Origin of the sequence: Dickeya sp. NCPPB 3274 (assembly GCF_000406205.1) — a bacterium.
GTDB classification, from domain to species: domain Bacteria; phylum Pseudomonadota; class Gammaproteobacteria; order Enterobacterales; family Enterobacteriaceae; genus Dickeya; species Dickeya fangzhongdai.
Window position 1 is genome coordinate 4,128,627 of the sequence record NZ_CM001979.1, and the last position, 21,774, is coordinate 4,150,400.

General features: G+C 60.3%; 21 protein-coding genes. 11 read left to right on the forward strand and 10 right to left on the reverse strand.

Features of this window, described 5'->3' with window-relative positions; translation table 11 throughout:
- Positions 1-10: 10 nt before the first annotated feature.
- Complete coding sequence (locus DXX3274_RS18430) at positions 11-1,489, reverse strand: PLP-dependent aminotransferase family protein (RefSeq protein ID WP_042861013.1); 1,479 nt, start codon at positions 1,487-1,489, stop codon at positions 11-13.
- 139 nt (positions 1,490-1,628) lie between these two features.
- On the opposite strand from DXX3274_RS18430, the gene DXX3274_RS18435 reads away from it, so the two are divergent.
- The 4 genes from DXX3274_RS18435 to DXX3274_RS18450 all read left to right on the forward strand — a co-directional run bounded on the left by DXX3274_RS18435 (position 1,629) and on the right by DXX3274_RS18450 (position 4,253).
- On the forward strand, positions 1,629-2,069 hold the full coding sequence (locus DXX3274_RS18435; protein WP_039692509.1) for a carboxymuconolactone decarboxylase family protein: 441 nt from the start codon (positions 1,629-1,631) through the stop codon (positions 2,067-2,069).
- A gap of 138 nt (positions 2,070-2,207) precedes the next feature.
- Positions 2,208-2,336 carry a hypothetical protein gene (locus tag DXX3274_RS24420; protein ID WP_256379564.1) on the forward strand — a complete coding sequence of 43 codons (129 nt, stop codon included), beginning with the start codon at positions 2,208-2,210 and terminating at the stop codon, positions 2,334-2,336.
- 134 nt (positions 2,337-2,470) lie between these two features.
- Positions 2,471-3,580 carry an AAA family ATPase gene (locus tag DXX3274_RS18445; protein WP_238556058.1) on the forward strand — a complete coding sequence of 370 codons (1,110 nt, stop codon included), beginning with the start codon at positions 2,471-2,473 and terminating at the stop codon, positions 3,578-3,580.
- A complete protein-coding gene (locus tag DXX3274_RS18450; RefSeq protein WP_042861016.1) occupies positions 3,573-4,253 on the forward strand; it encodes a DUF4276 family protein in 681 nt (226 codons plus the stop codon). The genes DXX3274_RS18445 and DXX3274_RS18450 overlap by 8 nt, the downstream gene beginning before the upstream one ends.
- A 21-nt stretch (positions 4,254-4,274) precedes the next feature.
- Here DXX3274_RS18450 and DXX3274_RS18455 read toward each other — a convergent pair whose 3' ends face one another.
- From DXX3274_RS18455 to DXX3274_RS18480, 6 genes are all read right to left on the reverse strand, one after another.
- Entirely contained in the window at positions 4,275-5,351 is a 1,077-nt protein-coding gene (locus DXX3274_RS18455; RefSeq protein WP_042861017.1) for a LacI family DNA-binding transcriptional regulator, read from the reverse strand.
- Positions 5,352-6,404, reverse strand: coding sequence for a carbohydrate ABC transporter permease (locus DXX3274_RS18460; RefSeq protein ID WP_042861019.1), 1,053 nt, complete (start codon positions 6,402-6,404; stop codon positions 5,352-5,354).
- A 15-nt stretch (positions 6,405-6,419) separates the two neighbouring features.
- Complete coding sequence (locus DXX3274_RS18465) at positions 6,420-7,418, reverse strand: carbohydrate ABC transporter permease (RefSeq protein WP_042861021.1); 999 nt, start codon at positions 7,416-7,418, stop codon at positions 6,420-6,422.
- A gap of 15 nt (positions 7,419-7,433) precedes the next feature.
- Positions 7,434-8,534, reverse strand: coding sequence for an ABC transporter ATP-binding protein (locus DXX3274_RS18470; protein WP_042861022.1), 1,101 nt, complete (start codon positions 8,532-8,534; stop codon positions 7,434-7,436).
- 66 nt (positions 8,535-8,600) lie between these two features.
- Positions 8,601-9,722 carry a glycoside hydrolase family 105 protein gene (locus DXX3274_RS18475; protein ID WP_071603984.1) on the reverse strand — a complete coding sequence of 374 codons (1,122 nt, stop codon included), beginning with the start codon at positions 9,720-9,722 and terminating at the stop codon, positions 8,601-8,603.
- 1 nt (position 9,723) lies between these two features.
- Positions 9,724-12,189, reverse strand: coding sequence for a hypothetical protein (locus tag DXX3274_RS18480; protein WP_042861023.1), 2,466 nt, complete (start codon positions 12,187-12,189; stop codon positions 9,724-9,726).
- A 745-nt stretch (positions 12,190-12,934) separates the two neighbouring features.
- Between DXX3274_RS18480 and DXX3274_RS18485 the strand changes: the two genes are divergently transcribed.
- From DXX3274_RS18485 to DXX3274_RS18495, 3 genes are read left to right on the forward strand one after another with little or no spacing between them, the layout of a single operon-like run.
- Positions 12,935-14,242 carry an ABC transporter substrate-binding protein gene (locus DXX3274_RS18485; RefSeq protein WP_042862211.1) on the forward strand — a complete coding sequence of 436 codons (1,308 nt, stop codon included), beginning with the start codon at positions 12,935-12,937 and terminating at the stop codon, positions 14,240-14,242.
- 9 nt (positions 14,243-14,251) lie between these two features.
- Positions 14,252-14,800, forward strand: coding sequence for a glucosamine kinase (locus DXX3274_RS18490; protein ID WP_042861024.1), 549 nt, complete (start codon positions 14,252-14,254; stop codon positions 14,798-14,800).
- Entirely contained in the window at positions 14,797-15,708 is a 912-nt protein-coding gene (locus tag DXX3274_RS18495; RefSeq protein WP_050569904.1) for a BadF/BadG/BcrA/BcrD ATPase family protein, read from the forward strand. Before DXX3274_RS18490 ends, DXX3274_RS18495 begins: the two co-directional genes overlap by 4 nt.
- Positions 15,709-15,719: 11 nt before the next feature.
- On the opposite strand, the gene DXX3274_RS18500 is transcribed toward DXX3274_RS18495, so the two are convergent.
- Together DXX3274_RS18500 and DXX3274_RS18505 are read right to left on the reverse strand one after the other, a co-directional pair.
- Positions 15,720-16,487, reverse strand: a complete 768-nt coding sequence (locus tag DXX3274_RS18500) for an ABC transporter permease subunit (protein WP_042861025.1) — start codon at positions 16,485-16,487, stop codon at positions 15,720-15,722.
- Positions 16,488-16,495: 8 nt separating this feature from the next.
- Positions 16,496-17,431, reverse strand: a complete 936-nt coding sequence (locus DXX3274_RS18505; protein WP_042861027.1) for an extracellular solute-binding protein — start codon at positions 17,429-17,431, stop codon at positions 16,496-16,498.
- Positions 17,432-17,815: 384 nt separating this feature from the next.
- Here DXX3274_RS18505 and DXX3274_RS18510 point away from each other — a divergent pair, with 384 nt between their 5' ends.
- The 4 genes from DXX3274_RS18510 (at position 17,816) to DXX3274_RS18525 (ending at position 21,114) form a co-directional block, all read left to right on the forward strand.
- Positions 17,816-18,553: a metal ABC transporter ATP-binding protein gene (locus tag DXX3274_RS18510; protein ID WP_042861029.1), complete on the forward strand. Its 738-nt coding sequence runs from the start codon at positions 17,816-17,818 to the stop codon at positions 18,551-18,553.
- The gene (locus DXX3274_RS18515) at positions 18,550-19,404 is read left to right on the forward strand and encodes a metal ABC transporter permease (protein WP_042861030.1); all 855 of its coding nucleotides are present in this window, start codon (positions 18,550-18,552) and stop codon (positions 19,402-19,404) included. The genes DXX3274_RS18510 and DXX3274_RS18515 overlap by 4 nt, the downstream gene beginning before the upstream one ends.
- A gap of 50 nt (positions 19,405-19,454) precedes the next feature.
- A complete protein-coding gene (locus DXX3274_RS18520) occupies positions 19,455-20,333 on the forward strand; it encodes a metal ABC transporter substrate-binding protein (protein WP_042861031.1) in 879 nt (292 codons plus the stop codon).
- Positions 20,334-20,547: 214 nt separating this feature from the next.
- Positions 20,548-21,114, forward strand: a complete 567-nt coding sequence (locus DXX3274_RS18525) for a TIGR00730 family Rossman fold protein (protein ID WP_042861032.1) — start codon at positions 20,548-20,550, stop codon at positions 21,112-21,114.
- 130 nt (positions 21,115-21,244) lie between these two features.
- On the opposite strand, the gene DXX3274_RS18530 is transcribed toward DXX3274_RS18525, so the two are convergent.
- Entirely contained in the window at positions 21,245-21,742 is a 498-nt protein-coding gene (locus DXX3274_RS18530) for a VOC family protein (RefSeq protein WP_042861034.1), read from the reverse strand.
- Positions 21,743-21,774 lie beyond the last annotated feature (32 nt).

The following is a 21,774-nucleotide window of genomic DNA, read 5'->3' on the forward strand; positions in this document are numbered from 1 at the left end:
GCGGCAGCGCTTAGTCAAACCCCGCCAGCACGGTCGCCATTGTCGCCACACCGGCGTCAATCTCCTCGGGGGTAAAGGCGGAGAAGCCCAGGATCAGACCGCCGGCTGATGCCGGCTGGGTGTGATAAAACGACAGCGGGCGCGCCGTGATGCCCGCCAGCGCCAGTTGTTGCGCCACCGCGCCGTCACGCACCGAGGTGGTCAACATGGCGGTGGCGTCCAGCCCGGTGGTAATGGGCAGCAGATGCAACGCGCCGGCCAGTCGGCTCTGGCAGGACGCCGCCAGCGCCTGCGCCCGCTGCTGATAGATAAGACGCATACGCCGCAGATGGCGGGCGAAATGCCCGTCGGCGATAAACTCGCTCAAAATGCGTTGGGTAGCGAGCGGGACATGACGGCAAAGGGTGCAGAGGGCGTGGCAGAAGCTCTCCTGCAACCAGTCAGGCAGTACGACGTAAGCCAGACGCACCGATGGGAACAGCAGTTTGCTGAAGGTACCCAGATAAATCACCCGCCCGTCGTCATCCAGACTTTTGAGCGAAGCCAGCGGCATGCCGTGATAGCGGAATTCGCTGTCGTAGTCGTCTTCGATAAGGGTGGCGCGCCGGGCTTTGGCCCATGACAACAGCGCCAACCGACGTTCCAGCGCCAGCGATACGCCGAGCGGCGACTGATGCGCGGCGGTGACATACGCCATGCGGGCGTCCGGCGACCGCCGTATGCCTTCGTCAACCTGCAAACCGTCGCCATCCACCGGTACCGGCACCAGACGAGCGCCGGCGCAGTCAAACATGTGCCTCGCCCCCGGATAGCCGGGTTCTTCCATCCACACCTCGTCGCCGTCATCCAGCAACAGACGGGCGCAAATATCCAGCGCCTGCTGGGCGCTGCCAACAATCGCAATCTGCTGCGCCGAGCAGTGAATCTGCTGCGAATAGCGCAGATGTTCGGCAATCGTCTGTCGAAGCGGCAAATAGCCGGCGGCGTCGGCATACCCCATTGCGGCGCTGCGCAAGGCATTGGCGCGTTTCGCGGCTATACGATTCCAGATAGCCAGCGGAAACTGGCTGAAATCCGGCTGGTTGGGCTGGAACGGCTGGCGCGTTTGCCCGGCTTCGTGCAGCGGAAACGGGCTGCTTGCCAGCCGCACCCCGCGCGCCGACAGCCGGCCGGGGCGGCCTGTACCCGCCGGGGTACGGCTATCGCTCCGCATCTGCAAAGAGTCCGGCAATTTTTGTGACACATAGGTGCCTTTGCCGACATTTGCCGCCAGATAGCCTTCCGCCAACAGTTGGTCGTATGCCGCCAGCACCGTGCCGCGCGATACCCGTTGCTGACGGGCAAAGTCACGTGAGGCAGGCAGCCGTGCGCCGGGTTTGAGGCGGCCGGACAGAATCGCCTGACGGATTTCCCGGTAGATCCACTCCTGCCGGGACAGATGTTCGGGCCTCGGCTGAATAGCCAGCTCCACTTCACTCGCCTGTCTCACATCACCGCCTTAATGGTTCAGTCATTTTTGCACTAAATGGCTACATTGAATAAGCCATTACGCCGCCATAATACCTTCCGACACGACCGGTCTGCACGAGATAAACCACAACACACTGTAAAAGAAGAGGTAAATCATCATGAGTCATCGCTTCACGATTGACCCTAACGGCTACAAGGCGATGTACGGCGTTCATCAGTATGTACAAGGATGTGGGCTGGATATCGGTTTGCTGGAACTACTGCGCCTGCGCATTTCGCAAATCAACGGCTGCGCCTATTGCATCGCCATGCACATTCCGATGGCGCTGGAATCCGGCGTCAGCGGCGATAAGGTGAACCTGGTCGCCGCCTGGCATGAAGCCGGCATTTTTTCGCCGCGGGAGTGCGCCGCGTTGGCCTGGGCGGAAGCCGTCACCCTGCTGCCGCAACGTACCGTGCCGGATGAGGTTTATGCGCAAGCCCGCGCCGAATTCTCCGAGCAAGAGCTGGCAAACCTGACGATGGCGGCGGTGGAAATCAACAGCTGGAACCGGCTGATGATCGCCTCGCAAACCCCTCCGGAGCTGAAAAATAGCTGATGCAGTCCGTCAGGCGGCGTAGAGCCTATTCCACCAGTGCTACCGGGATAGGCTCTTATGCAAAAAACGGACGCGGCTATTGATTGGCGGCGTCCGTGTATTGACTGGAGACAGCGATACCTTTCATTGATTACGTGTGTGCTGCTGGTAGTTGTTCCGTACTGGCAGCAATATCAGACGGTAATCCTGCTGCTGTTCACCGCCCTGGTGGTCGCCGTCGCCATGCTGCAACGCATCAGGGAAAACCGGCGGGAGCGGAATCCGTGAGCACTGGCGGCAGCGCTTCAGCGCCGCCGACGAATACGCTTTGGCTGCCTGTCGGGTTACTGTTACATTACCTGCCGAAATAGCGGGTATTTGATATACGTGAGCAGGCCATGACGAGGGCTGGTTCAGGGGGAATGATGGCAACGACTTTGGATAAACTGACGATCAAAGGGTTTAAATCAATCCGATCACTGGTCGATTTCGAACTGGGTAGCCTGAACGTCGTCGTGGGCGGCAATGGCGCGGGTAAAAGCAACCTGATCGCGTTTTTCAAAATGCTACGGGCATTGATCGACGGCAATCTGAATCGTTACGTTCGCGACAGCGGCGGTGCGGGAGATCTCCTGTTCAACGGCAGGAAAATCACGCAAAAAATGGAATTCGAGGCCCGCTTTGGGTCGCGCGGTTTTCGCTTCAAACTGGTTCCTACCCCAGCCAACAGTTGCGCGATTGAAGACGAGGCACGCTACTATCAGGGCGGTACAACGGGCTGGTGGGTACTGGGCGACAGCCATGACGGCACCTCGCTGATGGTCGCCGAGGTCAAAGATAAAAAACTCGATGCCCGCTTTTCCCAGCCGGTGTACGACGCCATCGCGTCCTGGCAGATTTACCACTTTCACGATACCGGTTCCACCGCCGGTATGCGTAACTATGAAATCGTACAGGATAACCGGGTATTGCGTACCGATGCCGCCAATATCGGTCCATTTTTACTGAAACTGAAACAGTCCCACCCGGCTGAATACAGCGCGATCGTGAACGCTATCCGGCTGGTGACGCCATTTTTTGACGATTTTCTGCTGGAACCCCGCCAGAGCGGCGATCGTGAAGAAGTCAATATTAGCTGGACGCAGAAAGGCTCAGACTATCCGATGCAGCCTTATCACCTCTCTGACGGCTCTATCCGCTTTATTTGTCTGGCGACGGCCCTGCTGCAACCGGTGTTGCCGTCTACCATCATCGTTGACGAACCGGAACTCGGGTTGCATCCGGCCGCTATCGTTATTCTGGCCGAACTGATACAACAGGCCGCCCAGCGCACTCAGGTGCTCATCGCTACCCAATCGCCCGCGCTGATCGATCAGTTCAGTATCAACGATATCATTGTGGTGAATCGTAAAGACGGTGCCTCGTCGTTCGAGCGACTCAACGAGGCTGACTTTGCCGTGTGGCTGGAAGATTACTCAGTGGGCGAGCTCTGGACCAAGAACGTCATTACCGGGGGACCGGTATATGAGTAACTACGCAGAGGTTGTTGCCATTGTTGAAGGCAAAACCGAGCAGGTGTTTATTGCGTCAGTCCTTACCCCTTATCTTGCCGAACGCAACGTTTACCTGAGTGCAACGCAGGTTAGTAAGCCCGGACAGAAAGGCGGTGATGTTCGCTTTGATCGTACTCTTGCAGATATTGGCCTACACCTGAAGCAACGCCCGGATACGTATATCACCACCATGGTGGACTATTACGGCCTCAAATCATGGCCAGGGCTGGAACAATTACCCGCCGTTGCAACCCCCGCCCAGATTGCGGATGCGCTTAACCACGCCGCGTACGACAGCGTCGTGGCGAGATTCGCGCTGCAACAGGCGGAAAGACGGTTTATTCCCTTCATGGTCATGCATGAATTCGAAGCGCTGTTATTCAGCAACAGCGAAATACTGGCCGGTGAATTAGGTATCCGGCAGGCTGATATCGATCGGGTAATTGCACACAGCGGTGGGCCGGAAGGCATTAATAACAGCCCGCATACCGCACCGTCGAAACGGCTGGATGGCTGGTCGGCACACGGAAAATTCGCCAAAACCACCATAGGTATTGCCCTTGCCGGCCGCATTGGCATTCCCCGGATCCGGGAACAATGCCCATTATTTGATCGCTGGCTCAGCCAGATGGAAGCGTTAGTGGGCGCCTAGCGCCCATCCCGCACGTTCCCACTACAGGATTGAATCGTTCCCGGCCGCTTTTGAAACAACCGGCGGCGTAATCCCCCGCACCGAATCCCTTACCTTCAACTGCCCGGCCAGCTCGATGCGCTGGGCGACGCCGAGCGCCTGCGCGGGCAGCAGTTGCTGGGTGAGCAGATGCAGCGCCGCGCGCGCCATCTCTTCAAACGGCAGGTGCACGGTGGTGAGCGCCAGCGGCAGCATATCCAGCGGCAGAATATCGTCCATCCCCATCACCGACATGTCGTCCGGCACCCGCAGGCCGTGCTGGTTGAGCGCCTCCGCCACGCCAATGGCCTGATTGTCGGCGGCGCAGAAGATGGCGGTGACGCCGAGCCGGTCCGGGTGGCGCGTCAGCCAGCCGAGCAGCGCGTCGCGGGCGGTCAGCGGCTGGAAATCCGGCAGCGACAGAATCAACCGCTCGTCCAGCGGGATACCGGCTTCAGCCAGCGCGTCGCGGTAGCCGCGCTCACGCTCGCGGATGGTCAGGCGGGAATGCCAGGTCAGATGCAAAATACGCCGATGCCCTTGCGCAATCAGGTAACGCACCGCCGCCGCGGCCGAATAGTGGTTGGCGGGCATCACGGTGTTGAGCCGCATGGTCGGGTCTTCGCCGTTGATCAGCACCGCCGGCACGCCGCTTTCCGCCACCGCGTTGAGCAACGTGGGGTGGTCGTCGTTGACGATCAGAATGCCGCTTTCCCGTCCGCCGCGCAGCGCCTGCAACAGCTGTTGCTCGTTGATGCTGTCCGGCTCGCCGACAAACGGGCTGAGCTGAATGTTGCGCTGCTGACACAGGGTTTTCAGCCGGTTGATCAGCGTCAGCGACACCAGATTGAGGTCGCTTTCCAGCATCAGGTTGCGCGGCGTCGCCAGCATGATGTGGCGCAGCGGCTCCGGGTTATCCGCCGTTTTGCTCGCCTTATGCAGCGGATACCCCTGCTCGGCGGCGATCGCCATAATCTGCTGGCGCACTTTGGCGCTGATGGGCGCGGTGCCGTTCAGCACCCGGGATACCGTGCTGATCGACACCCCCGCGCGGTCGGCAATATCCTTGAGCGTCGCCATTTATTTCATTCCCGTGTTGGCAATACCGGTGGTGATGTATTTTTGCAGGAACACAAACACCGCCGTCACCGGCAGCAACGACAGCATGGTCATCGCCAGAATGTAGTGCCACTGCACCGAGAACTGCCCCTGAAACGCATTCAGGCCGATCTGCAACGTGAAGTTGTCCTGACTGGACAGCACGATCAGCGGCCACAGGAAGTCGTTCCAGCGCCAGATCACCGAGAAGATCGCCAGCACCGCCAGCGCCGGCGCGGTGAGCGGCAGGATGATTTTCCAGTAGATGCGAAACTCGCTGGCGGCGTCGATACGCGCGGCTTCAATCAGCTCATCCGGGATGGTCAGCATGTACTGGCGCAGCAGGAACACCCCGGTGGGCGTAGCGATGGTGGGAATAATCACCCCCCACAGGTTGTCGCCCATGCGCAGGCCGATCACCACCAGAAAGGTCGGCACCATCACCACCGACAGCGGGATCATCATGGTGGACAGAAATAGCGTCAGCACCGTGCCGCGGCCGCGAAACTGGTATTTCGCCAGCGCGAACGCCGCCATTGAACTCAGCAACAGCGTCAGCAACGTCGCCATCACCGTTACGAACACGGTGTTTTTCAGGTAGGTGGCGAAATGGAATTTCGACATCGGCGTGGTGTAGTTGTCGGTTTCCAGATGCAGGGTTTTCTGCGGCGTCAGGTTCTGCACCGGCACCCGCACCACCTCCTGCGGCGCTTGCGGGTCGACCATCTGCGCCAGCAGACCGATGCGCCGCACCATCGCCAGCGTCTTGCTGCTGCCGTCGTCCTGCTTCGCCTGCCACAGCTCCAGCGGTTTCGGGTAGTCGGGCAGCGTGACGGTGCTGGCGGCCTCCGGCAGAAAACTGGGCGGAAAGCGGTTGATCTCCGAAGGTGTTTTTAACGACGACATCGCCGCCCACATCACCGGGATCAACACCAGCAGCGTGCCCACCACCAGCCAGACCCAGCTCAGGATGTCGGTGACGTGAATCCGCCCCGGATAACGGGTACGGGTAAGAAACGCGATTATCTTCATCATGCCGGCTCCCGGTTATTATTTGCCTTCCAGACGGCGGGTCAGCAGGAACTGCAACGCCGTCAGGATCATCAGCACCACCCCCATCAGCACCGACGCCGCCGAGGCCAGCCCGTACAGCGACGCATTGGACGAAAACGCGGTCTGATAGATGTACTGCACAATAAAGTTGTTGGCGGTGCCCGGCCCGCCGCCGTTGGTCAGCACCCAGGCTTCATCGAAAATCTGTACGCTGTTGATGGTCAGCAGGATCACCACCACCAGAATATTGGGCGCCAGCAACGGCAGCGTCAGGCGATAGAAACCGCGCCAGCGCGAGGTGCCATCCACCGCCGCCGCCTCGTAGATATCACGCGGGATCGCCTGCAACCCGGCCAATAAAATCAGGGTATAAAAACCGACGTGAAACCACACCGACACGAACACCACCCAGAAGCGCGCCAGCGACGGCTCCAGCAAAAACGTAATCGGCTGGCCGCCCAGCGACGACAGCACCAGATTCAGCAGCCCGTTACGGTTGAGGAACCACTGCCACACCAGCCCGACCACCACCGGCGACAGCAGCACCGGGTAGAAGAAGATGGCGCGGAAAAAGCCGCGGGCGATGATCTTGCGGTTGAGGATTAGCGCAGTGACCAGCGCCACGCCGAGCGTGCAGGTCACATTAAAAAAGGTGAACGAGACGGTGTTGTAGACGCCGGTCCAGAACAGGTCCTGCTCGCAGGTGGCCGGCACGGTGTACTGCTCGCAACTCAGCAGGGTGGCGAAATTCTGCCACCCAACGTACGGCCGATCCCACAGCAGGATGTTGGTGCCGCCGGTGAAGGCGTAGCACACCGCCAGCAGGATCGGAATAAACACGAACACGGCGAACAGCAGCATGTTCGGCGCGATGAAAAACCACGGCATCACCCGGCGGCCGCCGAATTTTTGCAGCAGGTTGACCGATTTCTCCACCGGCGTCACCAGCGTATCCACCAGCGATGCACCGGGCTGAATCAACGATTTTCGGTTCATGCTTGTCTCCTGCAATCAGGCATGCTGTTCCGTCAGACGCGGCAGCGTCTGGCCGCTGTCGGCGTCAAACAGGTGGCAATAGGCTTCCGGGAAGCGGACAAACACCCGCTCGCCGGCGCGAAATTCATGATGCCCCGGCAGGTGCACGATCAGTTCGTCGTCGATACCGCCGCAGCGGCCATAGATAAAGGTTTCATGCCCCATCATTTCGCAGCGGTCGATGCACAGCGACACGCCGTCGTCGTGCTCGCCCACCAGTTGACAGTGCGACGGACGAATACCCAGCTCCACCGTTTTACCCTCTGCGCCGCGAAACGGCAGGCGTAGCAGGTTGCCGGACGGACAGCGCACTTCCACCCCGTCATCCGACGCACTGCTGATGGCGGCGTGGAACATGTTCATGCGCGGCGAGCCGATAAAGCCGGCCACAAACTTGTTTTTCGGCCGGTTGAACAGCTCCAGCGGCGTCCCCACCTGTTCGATGCGCCCGCTGTTGAGCACCACGATGCGCTGGGCCATAGTCATCGCCTCCACCTGATCGTGGGTGACGTAAATCATGGTGGTGCGCAGTTTCTGGTGCAGCCGGGTCAGCTCGCCGCGAGTCTGCACCCGCAGTTTGGCGTCAAGGTTGGACAGCGGCTCGTCAAACAGGAACAGATCCGGGTCGCGCACGATGGCGCGGCCGATGGCGACGCGCTGCTGCTGCCCGCCGGACAACGCCCGCGGTTTGCGATCCAGATACGGCTCCAGCCCCAGCATGCGCGCGGCTTCCGTGATGCGCCGTTCAATTTCATCTTTGGGGAAATGCAGGTTTTCCAGCCCGAACGCCAGGTTCTTGCGCACCGACAGATGCGGATACAGCGCATAAGACTGGAACACCATGGCGATTTTGCGCTCCGCCGGGCCAAGATCGTTGACCTTACGATCGCCGATCCACAGCTCGCCGTCGGTGATCGGCTCCAGGCCGGCGATCATCCGTAGCAGCGTGGATTTACCGCAGCCGGACGGCCCGACGAACACCATGAACTCCCCGTCGCGGATCGTCAGATCCACGCCTTTGATAATCTGTATCGACCCATAGCTTTTATGGACGTTTTTCAGTTCCAGACTCGCCATCACCGTTTCCTCAAACCCGTTTCTGTTTTCAAACCTGGCTCTGTTTTTCAAACCCGTTTCTGTTTTTCAAACAGAATGCCGCTGCGCCAGCAGCATCAGCATGACCAGCGCCTGCCCGTACGGCACGGCGACATTGGGGATATCGTGATAAAACTGCAGGTCGTGACCCATCGCGGTGCCGTCCGACACCCCTTGCACCACGCCCTGTTCATCAATCTGCGCCATCACCGCCGCCAGCCCTTTGTCCAGCACCGCCTGCGGGAAATCCGCCAGCATGCCGAGCTGGCGGGCGGTGAGAATGCCGGCGATGAAACCGGCGCTGGCGGAGGTTTCCAGCGGCGAATCCGGGTCGTTGAGCAGGGTGTGCCACAACCCGGAGTTATGCTGACAGGCCGCCAGCGCGCGGGTCTGCTGGGTGAGGATCGCCTCCAGCGTGCGGCGCACCGGCACCGAGAGCGGCGCGTCCGCCAGACAACAGATTTCCGGCAGCACCAGCGTCACCCAGGCGTTGCCGCGCCCCCAGAACGCCCCGGCGTAATGGTGGCGGCCAAGGAACGTCCAGCCGTGATACCACAGCCCGGTGGCGGCGTCCGCCAGATAGCGCGCGTGGGTCAGCAACTGGTATTCGGCTTCATCCAGCAGTTCGCGGCGTTTGAGCACCCCGGCGCTGACCACCAGAAACAACCCGGCCATAAACAGCGTGTCGTCCCACAGTTGCCCGGTGTTGGGGCGCTCCTTGACCGTATGCTGGAAACCGCCGTCTTCGGTTTTCGGCAGCGAGTGCAACAACCACTCCGCCCACTCCGCCACCGCCGCCAGCCAGTGCGGCCGCGGGTTGTCGCGGCACAGCAGCGCCAGCACCAGCATCGGCGCGGTGGAGTTGATTTGCCGCGGCGGCAGCCCGGCCTGCAATTTCTGTTCGTACCACTGTTCCAGCGCCGCCAGCATGGCGTGATCCTGCCGCTGTCGCGCCAGTTTCCAGAAGCCGTACAGGCCGACGCCCACTTCCCAGTCCCACTCTTCGAACTGGATGGTCAGCGTGTCGCTGGCCTGCGCGTCATCGGTCACGCTGTTGATGGCCTTCAGGCGGCAGAACGCCAGCGCCACCTTGTCCAGCAGCGCATCAATCTGCTCGCTGTCGGATGGCCCGATCGTGGATAAAGGCGCATTCATGGATTGAGTCGTCATGTTACCGATCCTCCTCGGTACGCTCAGGCATCACCGACACCGTGTCGGGAAACGCAAAGGGATGATGATTGACAGAAAAACCGCTCGCCGGCTGCCAGGCCATCAGGCCGAAGTCCGGGTCGTCAAACTGCGCCGCGCCGTCGTCCGACAGTTGCGCCTGGCGGTGGCGGAAGCGTTCGATAAACGCCGGGAAACCCGCCGCGCCCTGCCCGCAGTCCACCGCGATGTACCAGACGTTGCGCTCGCCGAAGGCGCGCAATTCGCTGTCCGGCTGTCCGCCGTCCGGCGTATGCAGGTGCAGCCCGGCCGGGTTGTGCAGCGCGGCATAACCGTTGCCGCCGCGCACAAAACACCAGCTCGCCGCCACCACCACCTCATCCAGCGCGGCGCGCGGCAGGTAAAGATGGGTCCAGCGGCGCAGGTCGTGCTGCAAATCGAAAATCATCCAGGCACGATTGCGATGCTGCATCACGTGCGGCAGGCGGCCGTTGCCTGCCCAATAAGATGGGCGATGCACGCCGTCCGGGCGATCTTCGCCGGGATGGTTGACCCACAGCCGGGCGGCGTAATGCCGGCCAAGACGGATGTCCAGCACATGCTGCTGGTGCCCCGGCTGGCCGGGGTGATGATCGAATACCGAGGAAAACGCCACGTCCTGCTGCTTCCAGGCAATCACGCGGGCGCTGCGGTTCAGCCCCTGCACCCAGCGCGCCTGCGCGCCCTGCGGCGACGGCCAGTGGGCGATGGCGAGCGTCTCGTCAGGCGGTTGATACTGGCTCAGGCACAGCAGCGGCAGCGCCGCGCAATGCGGAATCAACCAGCCTTCGCCCCAGACCAGCGCGCACAGGCCGGACAGTTCGGTCAGCATGCCGGAGCGCAGTTCCTTATCGTAGGCCCGGCCCATGGTGCCGACCGCCACGCCGTTCTGATGCACCCAGGCGGTCATCAGCAGGATACGGTCGATAACGGTACGGGCGCGTTCGCGCAGGCTTTCATCGCTGGCCAGTTCGGCTAGCGCCACCAGCCCGATCAGATCGATCGGGTAGTAAGCGGCGGAGTTCCACTCCACCAGCCCGTGTTCCAGAATGGCGTCAAACCAGCGATCCAGCCGCTGATGAGCGATGGCCTGCTGCTCGCGGCCCCGACGGCCGCTGCACACGAATACCGCATCGGGAAAGTTTTGCCCGGCCAGATACTGCGCGACGTGGAAACAGAGGCAGTGGTTCTCGCTCCAGAACCACATGGTGTCGTTGCCCGGCTCGTCGATCCAGTAACGAAAACCGAGGATCACGCTGCGCACGCGCCGCCAGTCATGCGCCGTCAGCCGCTGGCCCTGATAGCGCTGCCACAGCCAGATTAGCGGCACCAGTTGAAAGTCGGCGCAGTCTTCCCGGCGGCTGATCTTGTGCAGCGCCTGATTGAGGGCAGGCATGATACCCGCCGTCCCTTCGCCGGTAGCGAAGGCAGCCAACACCCGGCCAATCCGTTCGAAGCCGTGCAACGCGGTGTGGCGCAGCAGGTGGTCGCGCCGGGCGGCCAGCGTCGGCAGCGACGGCATGGTCTGCGTCGGCAGGCGGCCGAAGCTGACACTGCGATTCAGGGTGATGCCGTCGCACGTCGCGCTGCACGCCAGATCGTAATAGCCCACCAGCCCCGCCGGCAGCGTCACCTGCCAGCCGGCGTTGCCCGCCGCCAGCGATTGCTGTTGCCGCCAGGGCGGCGCCGATTCGTTGACGTTGCATAGCAGCCGATGACTGACGCCGACCGCTTCCGGCAACGGCGCGGCGGCGCGCAGCGTCAGGGTATCGTGATCAATCAGGTTATCGACCAGCGACAGGCTGTTGAGCCAGCGGTCCAGCGCCTGTATGCGTTCGCTGCAGGCGGCGTCCGGCGTGGCCTGCCAGCGCAGCGGCGGCTCACCAAGATAGCGCAGGCTGAACAGGTAGTCGGTATCACGCTCGCACAGCTCCTCGGCGTGCGCCACCAGCGTATTCAGCCCCAGTTGCAGCGGCAGCGTCAGTTCACAGTGTTGTTCGGTGTTGCGGCTGAACGGGGTAAACCGGCAGATCTGACGGCCGTTAAGCCAGACGGTCACGCCGCCGCAGGTAGACAGCAGGAAACGCGCCGGTTGCAGGCTATCGCTGTGCAGGTAACAGCGGGCAAAACGCTGCACATGGGTGGGGCAAGGCCAGAAATCGCTGAAATTGACCGACTGGCTGTCATCGCCGCCGCTCCACAGCGTATGAAAACGGAGATGCTCCGGCAGGCTGACGGCGCGCGGCGCGGTTTCTTTCAGGAACCGCACCCGACAAGGCAATACGCCGACATCCACAAAGCCATTAATAAAGCGGTAATTAACATTATCCGGCAGGGTGTCCGCTTCGGCAGGATAATATTTCTCCTCCAGTTCGGTAATCATAAACCGGTTAATCACGCTATTTTTCTTTAACACCCAACCGATATTCATGGCGAATCCTTGTTACCGCGCGAGCGAATAAATGAAATATCGAAAACGCATTGCCAAATAAAAAACGTTAATGAATAAGAAATACCTGATGACATTTATTTGCACCGTTATCGTGCGTGCGCCGCCTTTATTTGGCGCAATGCAACTTTTCAGTGCCCAACCCGGAAATCAGCGGCGGTTAATGCAAAATTTGCATTCACTGGCAATTTGCACTTAACATCGTATTTTTGCATTATAGAGTAAATTATCGCGTGAACAATATGCGATTCTTATCACAAAAAGACGTTGACTCAGCCATGAGTCGAAATATATTTAATATGCTTCACAAAAAAGAACGCTATTTTTGTTCATGATTAGTCACTGAATAGGCTATTAATGCAAATTTGCATAACGCATCAGGGCTGTCGAATATACCCGGAGTAATAAAGCCAACGCGCCTGTAACTTCCTGCAACTTGAAGTATGACAGGGCTACCCAAAATAATTCGAGTTGCGGGAAGGCAGCAACCGAGTAAATCCCCAGAAGCTTACATAAGTAAGTGACTGGGGTGAGTGAGGGAAGCCAACGCACCGGCAACTTGAAGTATGACGGGGCTACCCAAAATAATTCGAGTTGCGGGAAGGCGGCAACCGAGTGAATCCCCAGGAGCTTACATAAGTAAGTGACTGGGGTGAGTGAGGGAAGCCAACGCACCGGCAACTTGAAGTATGACGGGTATATATATCCATATGGGTGGGAGAGTATGATGAATCGCTATCAGCACGCGCTGTTATTTTCCTTTATGACGCTGGGCGCTTTTGCCAGCAGCAATGCCATTGCCGCCAAAACGCAAATCACCTTTTTATACAGCGACGACGACCCGGAACTGGTCCATTTCATGGAACAGAAGGTTAAGACGTTTTCACAAAGCAACGATCACATCGACGTGAATTTCGTCAGCACCGGCTACAACGCACTGCAAACCCAGTTGCCGATGCAACTGGCCGCCGGTCTGGGGCCGGATATCGCCAAAACCACCCAGATGGGCCTGCTCTCCTACACGCTCGACCTGCGCCCTTATCTGGCCGACCCGGCCGGTTTTGAAAAACGCTACGGCGCCAGTATTGAAAAAATCATGCGCATCAAAGGGGTACACAAGGATAACGCCCTGCCCGGCTTCGTCGCTTCCTGGACCGCCGACCTGCCGTTCGTCAACGTGACCCTGTTCCAGCAGGCCGGCGTGCCGCTGCCGCAACCGGGTTACACCCTGGAACAGCTGATGCAGGCGTCGAAAGAGGTGGCGGCAAAAACCGGCGTCGCCATTCCCTTCACCATTGACCGCAGCGGTTTTCGCTTCTCCGGCCCGGCCTACTCCTACGGCACTCGCTACGATAAAGACGGCCTGATCAACTTCCCGGACGCCGCCGCGCAGGCGTGGATCAAGGACCTGAAGCGCTGGTCGGACGAAGGCATCTTCCCGCGTGAAATGTGGGGCGCCGCCGGCGGCGGTCAGTACAAGAGCATGGCGGACGACTTCGTGAACGGCAACATCGTCACCTACTTCTCCGGCAACTGGCAGTTGAACCAGTTCAGCAAGCAGATCGGCAACGGCTTCGACTGGAAAATGCTGCCCGCCCCCTGTAAGGAAAAATGCATCTCGATGGGCGGCGCCACCTTCATCATGCCGTTCAAGACCACCAAGCATCCGAAAGAAGTGGCGGAATTCATGGAATGGCTGGGCAGCGATGCCAACCAGCGAGACATTGCCGAGCACTTTAATATCATCGTCGGTGCCGATATTCCGGACCTGCATTACCAGACCAAGGATCAGCACGTGATCGACGGGCTGAACACCGCCCGCGCCGAGATCGCCAACATCCCGGCCTACGTGTTCGACTGGGAGAAAATGGAAAGTCTGGGCGGCAACGAGCTGTACCCGATTATCCTGACCCGTTTTACCCAGTATCTGAACAATCAGGTGTCCTACGACGAGTACCTGCGCCTGACGGAAAACGACGTGAAACGGCTCAATCAGACCATCGCCGCCAATCGTCAGCAGCAGAAAGCCCAGTAACGGAGGGGTATGAAACGCCAGCTGATTCACCTGCCCATCGATGGCGACACGCCGTTTGACTGGCAGACGGAAAACGACCTCTGCCAGCAACGGTGGCCGGATGAAGACCGTTTTTTGGTGGTGACCGGCACCTTCACCCGGCTGCTGTGCTGGCGGCAAGGTCGGCTGCAACGCTACGGCGGCAGCCTGTTTCCGGTCGGCGATCCGGCCAGTCAGGCGCGGCTCGGGCTGTGGGGCGTGCAGGCGATGCTGCAGGCGGTGGAAGGCATGACGCCGCTCACGCCGCTGGCCGGCACGCTGTTTGCCCGTTTCGACAGCCACATCGAACAGGTGGTGGATTGGTCGAAACCGGCGCAGGCCGGTGATTACGCCGCGCTGGCGGCCGATATTCTCGCGCAACCGGACGACCCGCTGGCGGTGCCGCTGCTAAAACGCAGCGCCCGTGAACTGGTGGCGCTGCTGCGCATGTCTGAGGCACGCCAGCCGGAGCAGGTCTGCTTTAGCGGCGCGCTGGCGGCGGCCTGTCTCCCTTATTTCACGCAGGAGGCTCGCTCATGACCGCCGCGCCTTATGCCACTGACATACCCTATGCTGGAGAAACGCTTTATGCCGGCGTTGACGGCGGCGGCACCGGCTGTCGGGCACGGATTTACCGGGCCGACGGCACGCCGCTCGGTCAGGGCGGCGGCGGTCGCGCCAATCTGCTGCTGGGCGTGGAAACGGTACGTCAGGCGGTGGACGACGCGCTGATGCAGGCGCTGAAACACAGCGGATTGGGCGAGCAGGACAGCTCGCGTCTGCACGTCGGGCTGGCGCTGGCCGGCGCCGAGCACCGCAGCGCTTATCAGGCGTTTCTGGCTTTGCCGCATTCCTACGCCGCGCAGGTGTTGAATACCGATGCGCTGGGCGCCTGTCTGGCGGTAAATCAGGGAGCAGACGCCGGGGTGGTGATCGCCGGTACCGGCTCGTGCGGGCTGGCATGGCATCAACGCGCCATCACCGCTTACGGCGGCCACGAATTTCCGATTTCCGATCAGGGCAGCGGCGCGCGCCTTGGGCTGGCGGCGCTGCAATACCTCTGGGGAGTCAAACAGGGGTGGGCTTCGCCGTCGGCATTAAGCCGGCAGCAGACGCTGCCGTTTGACGGCGAAGCGCAAGCGACCGACTGGTTGCATCAGGCCAAACCGGGCGATTACGCCCGTTTCGCCCGACCGGTGTTTGACTGTGCCCGTCAGGGCGATGCGCTGGCGACCAGCCTGCTGCAACAGACCGCTCGTGAAATTGAAGGGTTGCTCACTGCGGTGGCGAAACATGAACCGCCCCGCCTGTCGCTGATGGGCAGCATCGGTTTGCATATCCGACCCTGGCTGGCCGAAGCATGGCAGCAGCGGCTGTCGCCGCCCGCCGGCGACGCGCTGGACGGCGCGCGGCTGATCGCCGTCAACCGCTACGCGCTCTACTCCTGACGTTCATACTTCTATACCCCACGCCCTAACGCACGTGCCTGCCGCTGCGTCGCCCAGCGCAGGCAGAGCAACGGCAGCGGCAACGTCATCGCCAGCAGCAGCCACACCAGCGCATACACCGCGTCCACGCCGTCATTTTGCAGGTTGATATACAGCTTCACCGGGATGCCCTGCGGAAAATAGGCGAAAATCATCACGATGCCGAATTCGCCCATCGCCCGCACCCAGGCGATGGCGACAGCCGCCGCCAGCCCGGAAGCGGCCTGCGGCAAGGTCAGGTAGATCAGGCGTTGCCAGGCGGTCGCCCCCAGAATGCGCCCGGCCTCGTCCACCGCCTCCGGAATACCGGCGAAAGCGGAGCGCGCCGCGGTGATGAAATAAGGTAAGGCCCCGTACACCTGCGCCGTCACAAACGCCGCCGGGTTATTCACCAGCGCCAGTCCGGCGCGGGATAACAGGCCGCCGATCGGGCTGTACGGTCCGTACACCGACACCAGCAGGATCCCCATCGCCAGCGGTGGCGTCAGCAGTGGGATCATCACCAGCAGTTCCACCAGCCAGCGACGGCGAGAGCTATTCGCGCGCGCCAGCCAGAGCGCCACCGGCAACCCCAGCAGTATCACCAGCGCAATCGCCAGCAGGCCGAGGCTGACGGAAACGGCGATCGCGTCGCCGTCGCCCCACGCCAGTTGGAAATGATGCCACGGCGTAATACCGAGCAGCGTGACAAACGGCACCGCCAACAGCAGCAGTGCCGGTATCGTCAGCCAAAACGCCATTGTGGCGGTTACTTCGCGGCGTAGAGCGCAGTGCCTTTCGGAACGTCGTAGCCGTTCTGGCGGAACAGCGTCTGCCCTTCCGGGCTGAGCATAAAGTCGACGAATTTACGGGCCTGCGCCGCATCGGGCGCGTTTTTCAGCACCGCGGCGTAGAACACCAGCGGCTGAGTGTGCAGCACCTGATCTTTGCCCGCGCTGTCTTTGATGGTGAAGCTGACGGTGTCATACCACTGTTTCGACATCGCCGGGTTGCTGAGGTTAATCTCATCCGGCAGCGACACATACGGCAGTTTGGCGGAGCGTACCGCGCTTTCGTAACCGGAGGTGGCGTCGATCTGACCGGATTCCAGCCGGGTCAGCAGCCCGCCTTCCATGAACACCTGCGCCGGGTTCTGCACCTCGCCCAGCGCCTTTTTGGCGGCATCCGGCTGATGGTAATACTTCTCGGCCAGCAGCATGGTGAAGACGATATTCTGTCCCTGCGGGTCGTTATACGGATCGGTGCGGCCGAATTTCAGCGATTTGTCCTGCAACACGCTCAGCCAATCACTATTCTGCGCCTTATCGGACGCCGCCAGTCTGGCGGCAAACGGGCTTTTCGGGTTGTAGGCGATAACCATACGGGTGCTGGCGACCGGAATGGCGTCGTCGATAAGTCCGGCATCTTTCAGAATCTGCATCGGCCCCGGCGTGATCGACACGAATACGTCCGCCACCACCTTCTTGCTGGCCAGCAGGCGCGCCATGCCGTACGCGCCCTGTCCCTGTCCCTGATAGGCCAGGTTCTCTTTTTTGGCGAACGTCGGCCCCAATGCCTTGTCCATCACCACGCCCATCGACCCGGCATAGGTTAACTGAATTTTATCCTGCGCCTGTGCCGCACTGCCTGCAAATAACGCCGCAGCCAACACGACTGCAAACTGATACCTCACCCGAATGTTCACTCTCGACTCCATCCGCTATATACAAAAAGAAACAACGAGATTCCTCCTGAATGCAGGCAAATTCAAAAAATAAAATGCGACAAAATATGTGATCCCGATGGTGCGGTAAGGCGTTACAGGGCCGGGTAGCGGCGTCAATACATTGAAATTCCTTGATAACGCCTTTCGCCACGGCGTTTGCCTGACTGACGTGTCGTTTCACGATTCAGACACATTTTTTTACCTCTCGCCGGCTGGCGTAAAATCGTTATGTTATATTATAACGATAATGATGGAGGATACTGTGACCAGTCTTTACGCTTTTTCCGCTTTTGCCCGGCTGGGTATCGCCGGTGTTGTGCTGGCGCTGTTATGGGGTCTGATTTCCTGGGCGGTGACGCTGGCATGATTGCATTACACACGTTGATGTTTGGTTATCCGGGCCAGCCCCCGCTGGGTACGCTGGACGGCTGTTTTGACAGCGGTTCGCTGACCGCGATCGTCGGCGCCAACGGCACCGGTAAATCCACCCTGCTTAAAACCCTGGCCGGCTTGTTGCCGCCGCTTGGCGGTCATTTCTGCATGGCGCCGCAGGCGCGCCGTCAACTGGGCTACCTGCCGCAACTGACCGAGTTCGACCGCCAGTTTCCGCTCAGCGTCAACGATCTGGTGCTGATGGGGTGCGTGCCGCATTGCGGCATGTTCGGTCGCATTTCCGGCGCATGGCGCAAAAACGCGCTCAATGCGCTGGATACCGTCGGCATGGCGGAATTCGCGCAGGCGCACATCGGCACGCTCTCCGGCGGCCAGTTGCAGCGCGTACTGTTTGCCCGGCTGCTGGTGATGCAGTCGCCGGTGATCCTGCTGGATGAGCCCTTCACCGGCATTGATGCCCAGACCACCCGCGCGCTGCTGACGGTGATCCGGCAGTTGCATCAGGAAGGACGCACCATTCTGGCGGTGCTGCACGACCTGGAGCAGGTGGAAGCCCACTTCCCCCGCGTGCTGATGCTTCATCCGGAAGGCCACCGCTGGGGCGACTGCGGCGAGGTGCTGCCGTCCACAGCCCGCGCAGCTACACCTTTGCAAACAGCCTCACCGTTGCAAACCACTACGCCGCCGCAACTGAGGCTGGTGCCATGACGCTGATTCATTTATTGACCGAACCGTTCGGCGATTTTGGTTTCATGCGCCGGGCGCTGGTGGGCTGTCTGGCGCTGACCCTGAGCGCCGCGCCGCTCGGCTGTTTTCTGTTGCTGCGCCGCATGAGTCTGATCGGCGATGCACTGTCTCACGCGGTGCTGCCCGGCGTGGCGATCGGCTACCTGATTTCCGGAATGTCGCTGGTGGCGATGGGCGTGGGCGGGTTTATCGCCGGGCTGGCGGTGGCGATGCTGTCCGGCGTGGTCAGCCGCCACACCGAACTGAAGGAAGACGCCAGTTTCGCCGGGTTCTATCTCGGCTCGCTGGCGCTGGGGGTGACGCTGGTGTCGCTGCGCGGTTCCAGCGTCGATCTGCTGCATGTGCTGTTCGGTTCGATTCTGGCCATCGACGCCGATGCGCTGATCACCATTGGCATCATCAGCTCCTGCTCGGTGCTGGTGCTAGCGCTGATTTACCGGGCGCTGGTGATCGAATCCTTTGACGTCACCTTCCTGAAGATCCTGTCGCGCCGCTCGCGCGCCTTGATCCACGGTCTGTTTCTGTCGCTGGTGGTGCTGAATCTGGTGGCGGGCTTCCAGTTGCTCGGCACGCTGATGGCGGTCGGCATGATGATGCTGCCCGCCGCCTGCGCCCGCTTCTGGAGCCAGCGCCTGCCGGTCATGCTGATGGTGGCGGTGGGTATCGGCGCCTGCGCCAGCCTGGTCGGGCTGACCTGGTCTTATTACGCCGACCTGCCGGCCGGCCCGGCGGTGATCCTCACCACCACGCTGTGGTTCTGTTTTTCGGTACTGTTCGGCTCTAATGGCGGCATGTTGCGTACACGCCGCTGATATTTGATTATTCGATACACTGCCTGTCACACGACACTGAGAGGAAAAAAATGAAGCGTTCTGTTTTGGTTATGGCGTTGTCTAGCCTGCTGTTGAGCCCGCTGGCGATGGCGAAAGATCTGAATGTGGTAGCAAGTTTTTCGGTACTGGGCGATATGGTTAGCCAGATTGGCGGCCAGCACGTGCACGTGACCGACCTGGTGCAGCCGAACGGCGACCCGCATGAGTTCGAACCCTCGCCGAAAGACAGTAAAACCCTGTCGCAGGCCGATGTGGTGTTCGTCAGCGGCCTCGGGTTGGAGGGCTGGCTGGACCGTCTGATCAAAGCCTCCGGCTACAAAGGCGACGTCATCACCGCGTCCAAAGGCATCAAAACCCTGAAAATGGAAGAAGACGGTAAAACCGTAACCGATCCGCACGCCTGGAACAGCATGAAAAACGGCATCACCTACGCTCACAATATCGTCGATGCGCTGGCCAAAGCCGACCCGGAACACGCCGATGATTACCGCAAACAGGGCGACAGCTACATTCAGCAGCTACAAAAACTGGATGACTACGCCACCCAAACGTTTTCCGCTATTCCGAAGGAAAAGCGCAAGGTGCTGACCAGTCATGACGCCTTCGGCTACTTCGCCGCCGCCTACGGCGTACGTTTCCTGTCGCCGATCGGTTACTCCACCGAGTCCGAAGCCAGCAGCAAAACCGTCGCCAGACTGATCAATCAGATCAAGAAAGAGCACGTGAAACTGTACTTCATCGAAAATCAGACCGATCCGCGTCTGGTGAAACAGATCGCCGACGCCAGCGGCGCGCAGCCGGGCGGCGAACTCTATCCGGAAGCGCTGACCGACAGCAACGGCCCGGCCGCTACCTACACCGCCGCGTTTAAACACAACGTCGACACCATTGCGGCAGGCATGAAGTAAGCCGCCAGATTGCCCGGCGACGCCGGGCAATCCCACGATCACTCAATCCGTCCCATGCCGTCCCCCTCTATCGGTCCGATAGCTCCCTCTTCCGGTTTCGATTATGCTGATGACCCACGGTAAACCCCGGTTCGTCGTGTGGATTCATACAGAACTCACCTCTCCGCCGTCACCTTGCAGGCGGCACGGATAAACACAGCTCAAAAGGGATACTATGTTGAAGTTCGGCGTATTTTGCGGTTCAGCCCCCGGCAACAACGCGATTTACCAGCAGCAGACGGAAGCCCTCATCCGTTATCTGGTCGGAAAAAATGCCGGGATTGTCTACGGCGGCGGGAAAGTGGGCCTGATGGGGCTGGTGGCGGATACCGCGTTGCAGCACGGCGGTTCCGTGACCGGAGTCATGCCCGTACACCTGGTGGAAAAAGAGATTGCCCACCCGAAACTGACGGAGCTGGTCATCACCGCGGACATGCATGAGCGCAAAGCGAAAATGGCCGAACTGTCGGATGTCTTCATCGCGCTGCCGGGCGGCGCCGGTACGCTCGAAGAGATCATCGAACAGTGGACCTGGGCGCAGTTGGGCATTCATCACAAGCCCTGTATCCTGTTCAACGTGAATGGCTACTACGACGAATACATCACCTTCGTGAACAAGATCGTCACCGAAGGCTTCATGAAAAAAGAGTACCTCGACATGCTGATTGTTTCCGACTGCCCCGAAACTGTGCTGGACAAGGCACTGTCTTATCAACCGCCCAAAGCCAAGTGGGATAAATAACCGCGGCGCTTACGCTGAGGCAGCCATGCCTCAGCTTTTTACACTATTTATTAACCAGCCAAAACGTCATTAACCAGCCAAAACGTCATTAATCAACCGGAACGTCATTAATCAACCGAAACGTCATCAATCAGCCGAAACGCGCCAGTTCCCGCGCGAAGTCCAGCGGCTGAATGCCCTGTTGATCGCGGTCCGCGTCCGTCAGTTGGTCGGCGGGAATAAACCAGGTGGCCTCAAACAGCAGGCCGTCCGGGTCGTGGCCATACACGCTTTTGTGCACGCCGTGGTCTTCCTCCAGCCCCAGCCGCCCGTCTTGTGCCAGCCGGTCGCGAATCCGCTTCAGTTCATGCAGCGTATCCACTTCCCACGCCAGATGATACAACCCCGCCGGCGGCTCGTGTTCGCCGGGCTGCTCGCCGCGAGCGTGAAACACGCCGGCCCGCTGCTGACCGAGATTTTTGGCAAACAGCGCCAGATCATGATCGTTATCCGATTCCGCCGCCTGGGTAAATACGGCCTGACTGCCGCCCGGTTTGGGGCGAAAACCTAACGTATCGCGGTAGAATGCGGTGCTTTTCTCCACGTCGGACACATACAGCACCGCGTGATTCAGGCGGGTAATCCCCATAGTCATCTCCTTGTGGCCTGATGGCGTAAGCG

Bases quoted from the DNA above. Each gene is read 5' to 3' on its own strand.
- DXX3274_RS18435 (WP_039692509.1), top strand. From the start codon at position 1,629: ATGAGTCATCGCTTCACGATTGACCCTAACGGCTACAAGGCGATGTAC.
- DXX3274_RS18445 (WP_238556058.1), top strand. From the start codon at position 2,471: ATGATGGCAACGACTTTGGATAAACTGACGATCAAAGGGTTTAAATCA.
- DXX3274_RS18450 (WP_042861016.1), top strand. From the start codon at position 3,573: ATGAGTAACTACGCAGAGGTTGTTGCCATTGTTGAAGGCAAAACCGAG.
- DXX3274_RS18455 (WP_042861017.1), bottom strand. From the start codon at position 5,351: ATGGCGACGCTCAAGGATATTGCCGACCGCGCGGGGGTGTCGATCAGC.
- DXX3274_RS18460 (WP_042861019.1), bottom strand. From the start codon at position 6,404: ATGATGAAGATAATCGCGTTTCTTACCCGTACCCGTTATCCGGGGCGG.
- DXX3274_RS18465 (WP_042861021.1), bottom strand. From the start codon at position 7,418: ATGAACCGAAAATCGTTGATTCAGCCCGGTGCATCGCTGGTGGATACG.
- DXX3274_RS18470 (WP_042861022.1), bottom strand. From the start codon at position 8,534: ATGGCGAGTCTGGAACTGAAAAACGTCCATAAAAGCTATGGGTCGATA.
- DXX3274_RS18475 (WP_071603984.1), bottom strand. From the start codon at position 9,722: ATGACGACTCAATCCATGAATGCGCCTTTATCCACGATCGGGCCATCC.
- DXX3274_RS18480 (WP_042861023.1), bottom strand. From the start codon at position 12,189: ATGAATATCGGTTGGGTGTTAAAGAAAAATAGCGTGATTAACCGGTTT.
- DXX3274_RS18485 (WP_042862211.1), top strand. From the start codon at position 12,935: ATGAATCGCTATCAGCACGCGCTGTTATTTTCCTTTATGACGCTGGGC.
- DXX3274_RS18490 (WP_042861024.1), top strand. From the start codon at position 14,252: ATGAAACGCCAGCTGATTCACCTGCCCATCGATGGCGACACGCCGTTT.
- DXX3274_RS18495 (WP_050569904.1), top strand. From the start codon at position 14,797: ATGACCGCCGCGCCTTATGCCACTGACATACCCTATGCTGGAGAAACG.
- DXX3274_RS18500 (WP_042861025.1), bottom strand. From the start codon at position 16,487: ATGGCGTTTTGGCTGACGATACCGGCACTGCTGCTGTTGGCGGTGCCG.
- DXX3274_RS18510 (WP_042861029.1), top strand. From the start codon at position 17,816: ATGATTGCATTACACACGTTGATGTTTGGTTATCCGGGCCAGCCCCCG.
- DXX3274_RS18515 (WP_042861030.1), top strand. From the start codon at position 18,550: ATGACGCTGATTCATTTATTGACCGAACCGTTCGGCGATTTTGGTTTC.
- DXX3274_RS18520 (WP_042861031.1), top strand. From the start codon at position 19,455: ATGAAGCGTTCTGTTTTGGTTATGGCGTTGTCTAGCCTGCTGTTGAGC.
- DXX3274_RS18525 (WP_042861032.1), top strand. From the start codon at position 20,548: ATGTTGAAGTTCGGCGTATTTTGCGGTTCAGCCCCCGGCAACAACGCG.
- DXX3274_RS18530 (WP_042861034.1), bottom strand. From the start codon at position 21,742: ATGGGGATTACCCGCCTGAATCACGCGGTGCTGTATGTGTCCGACGTG.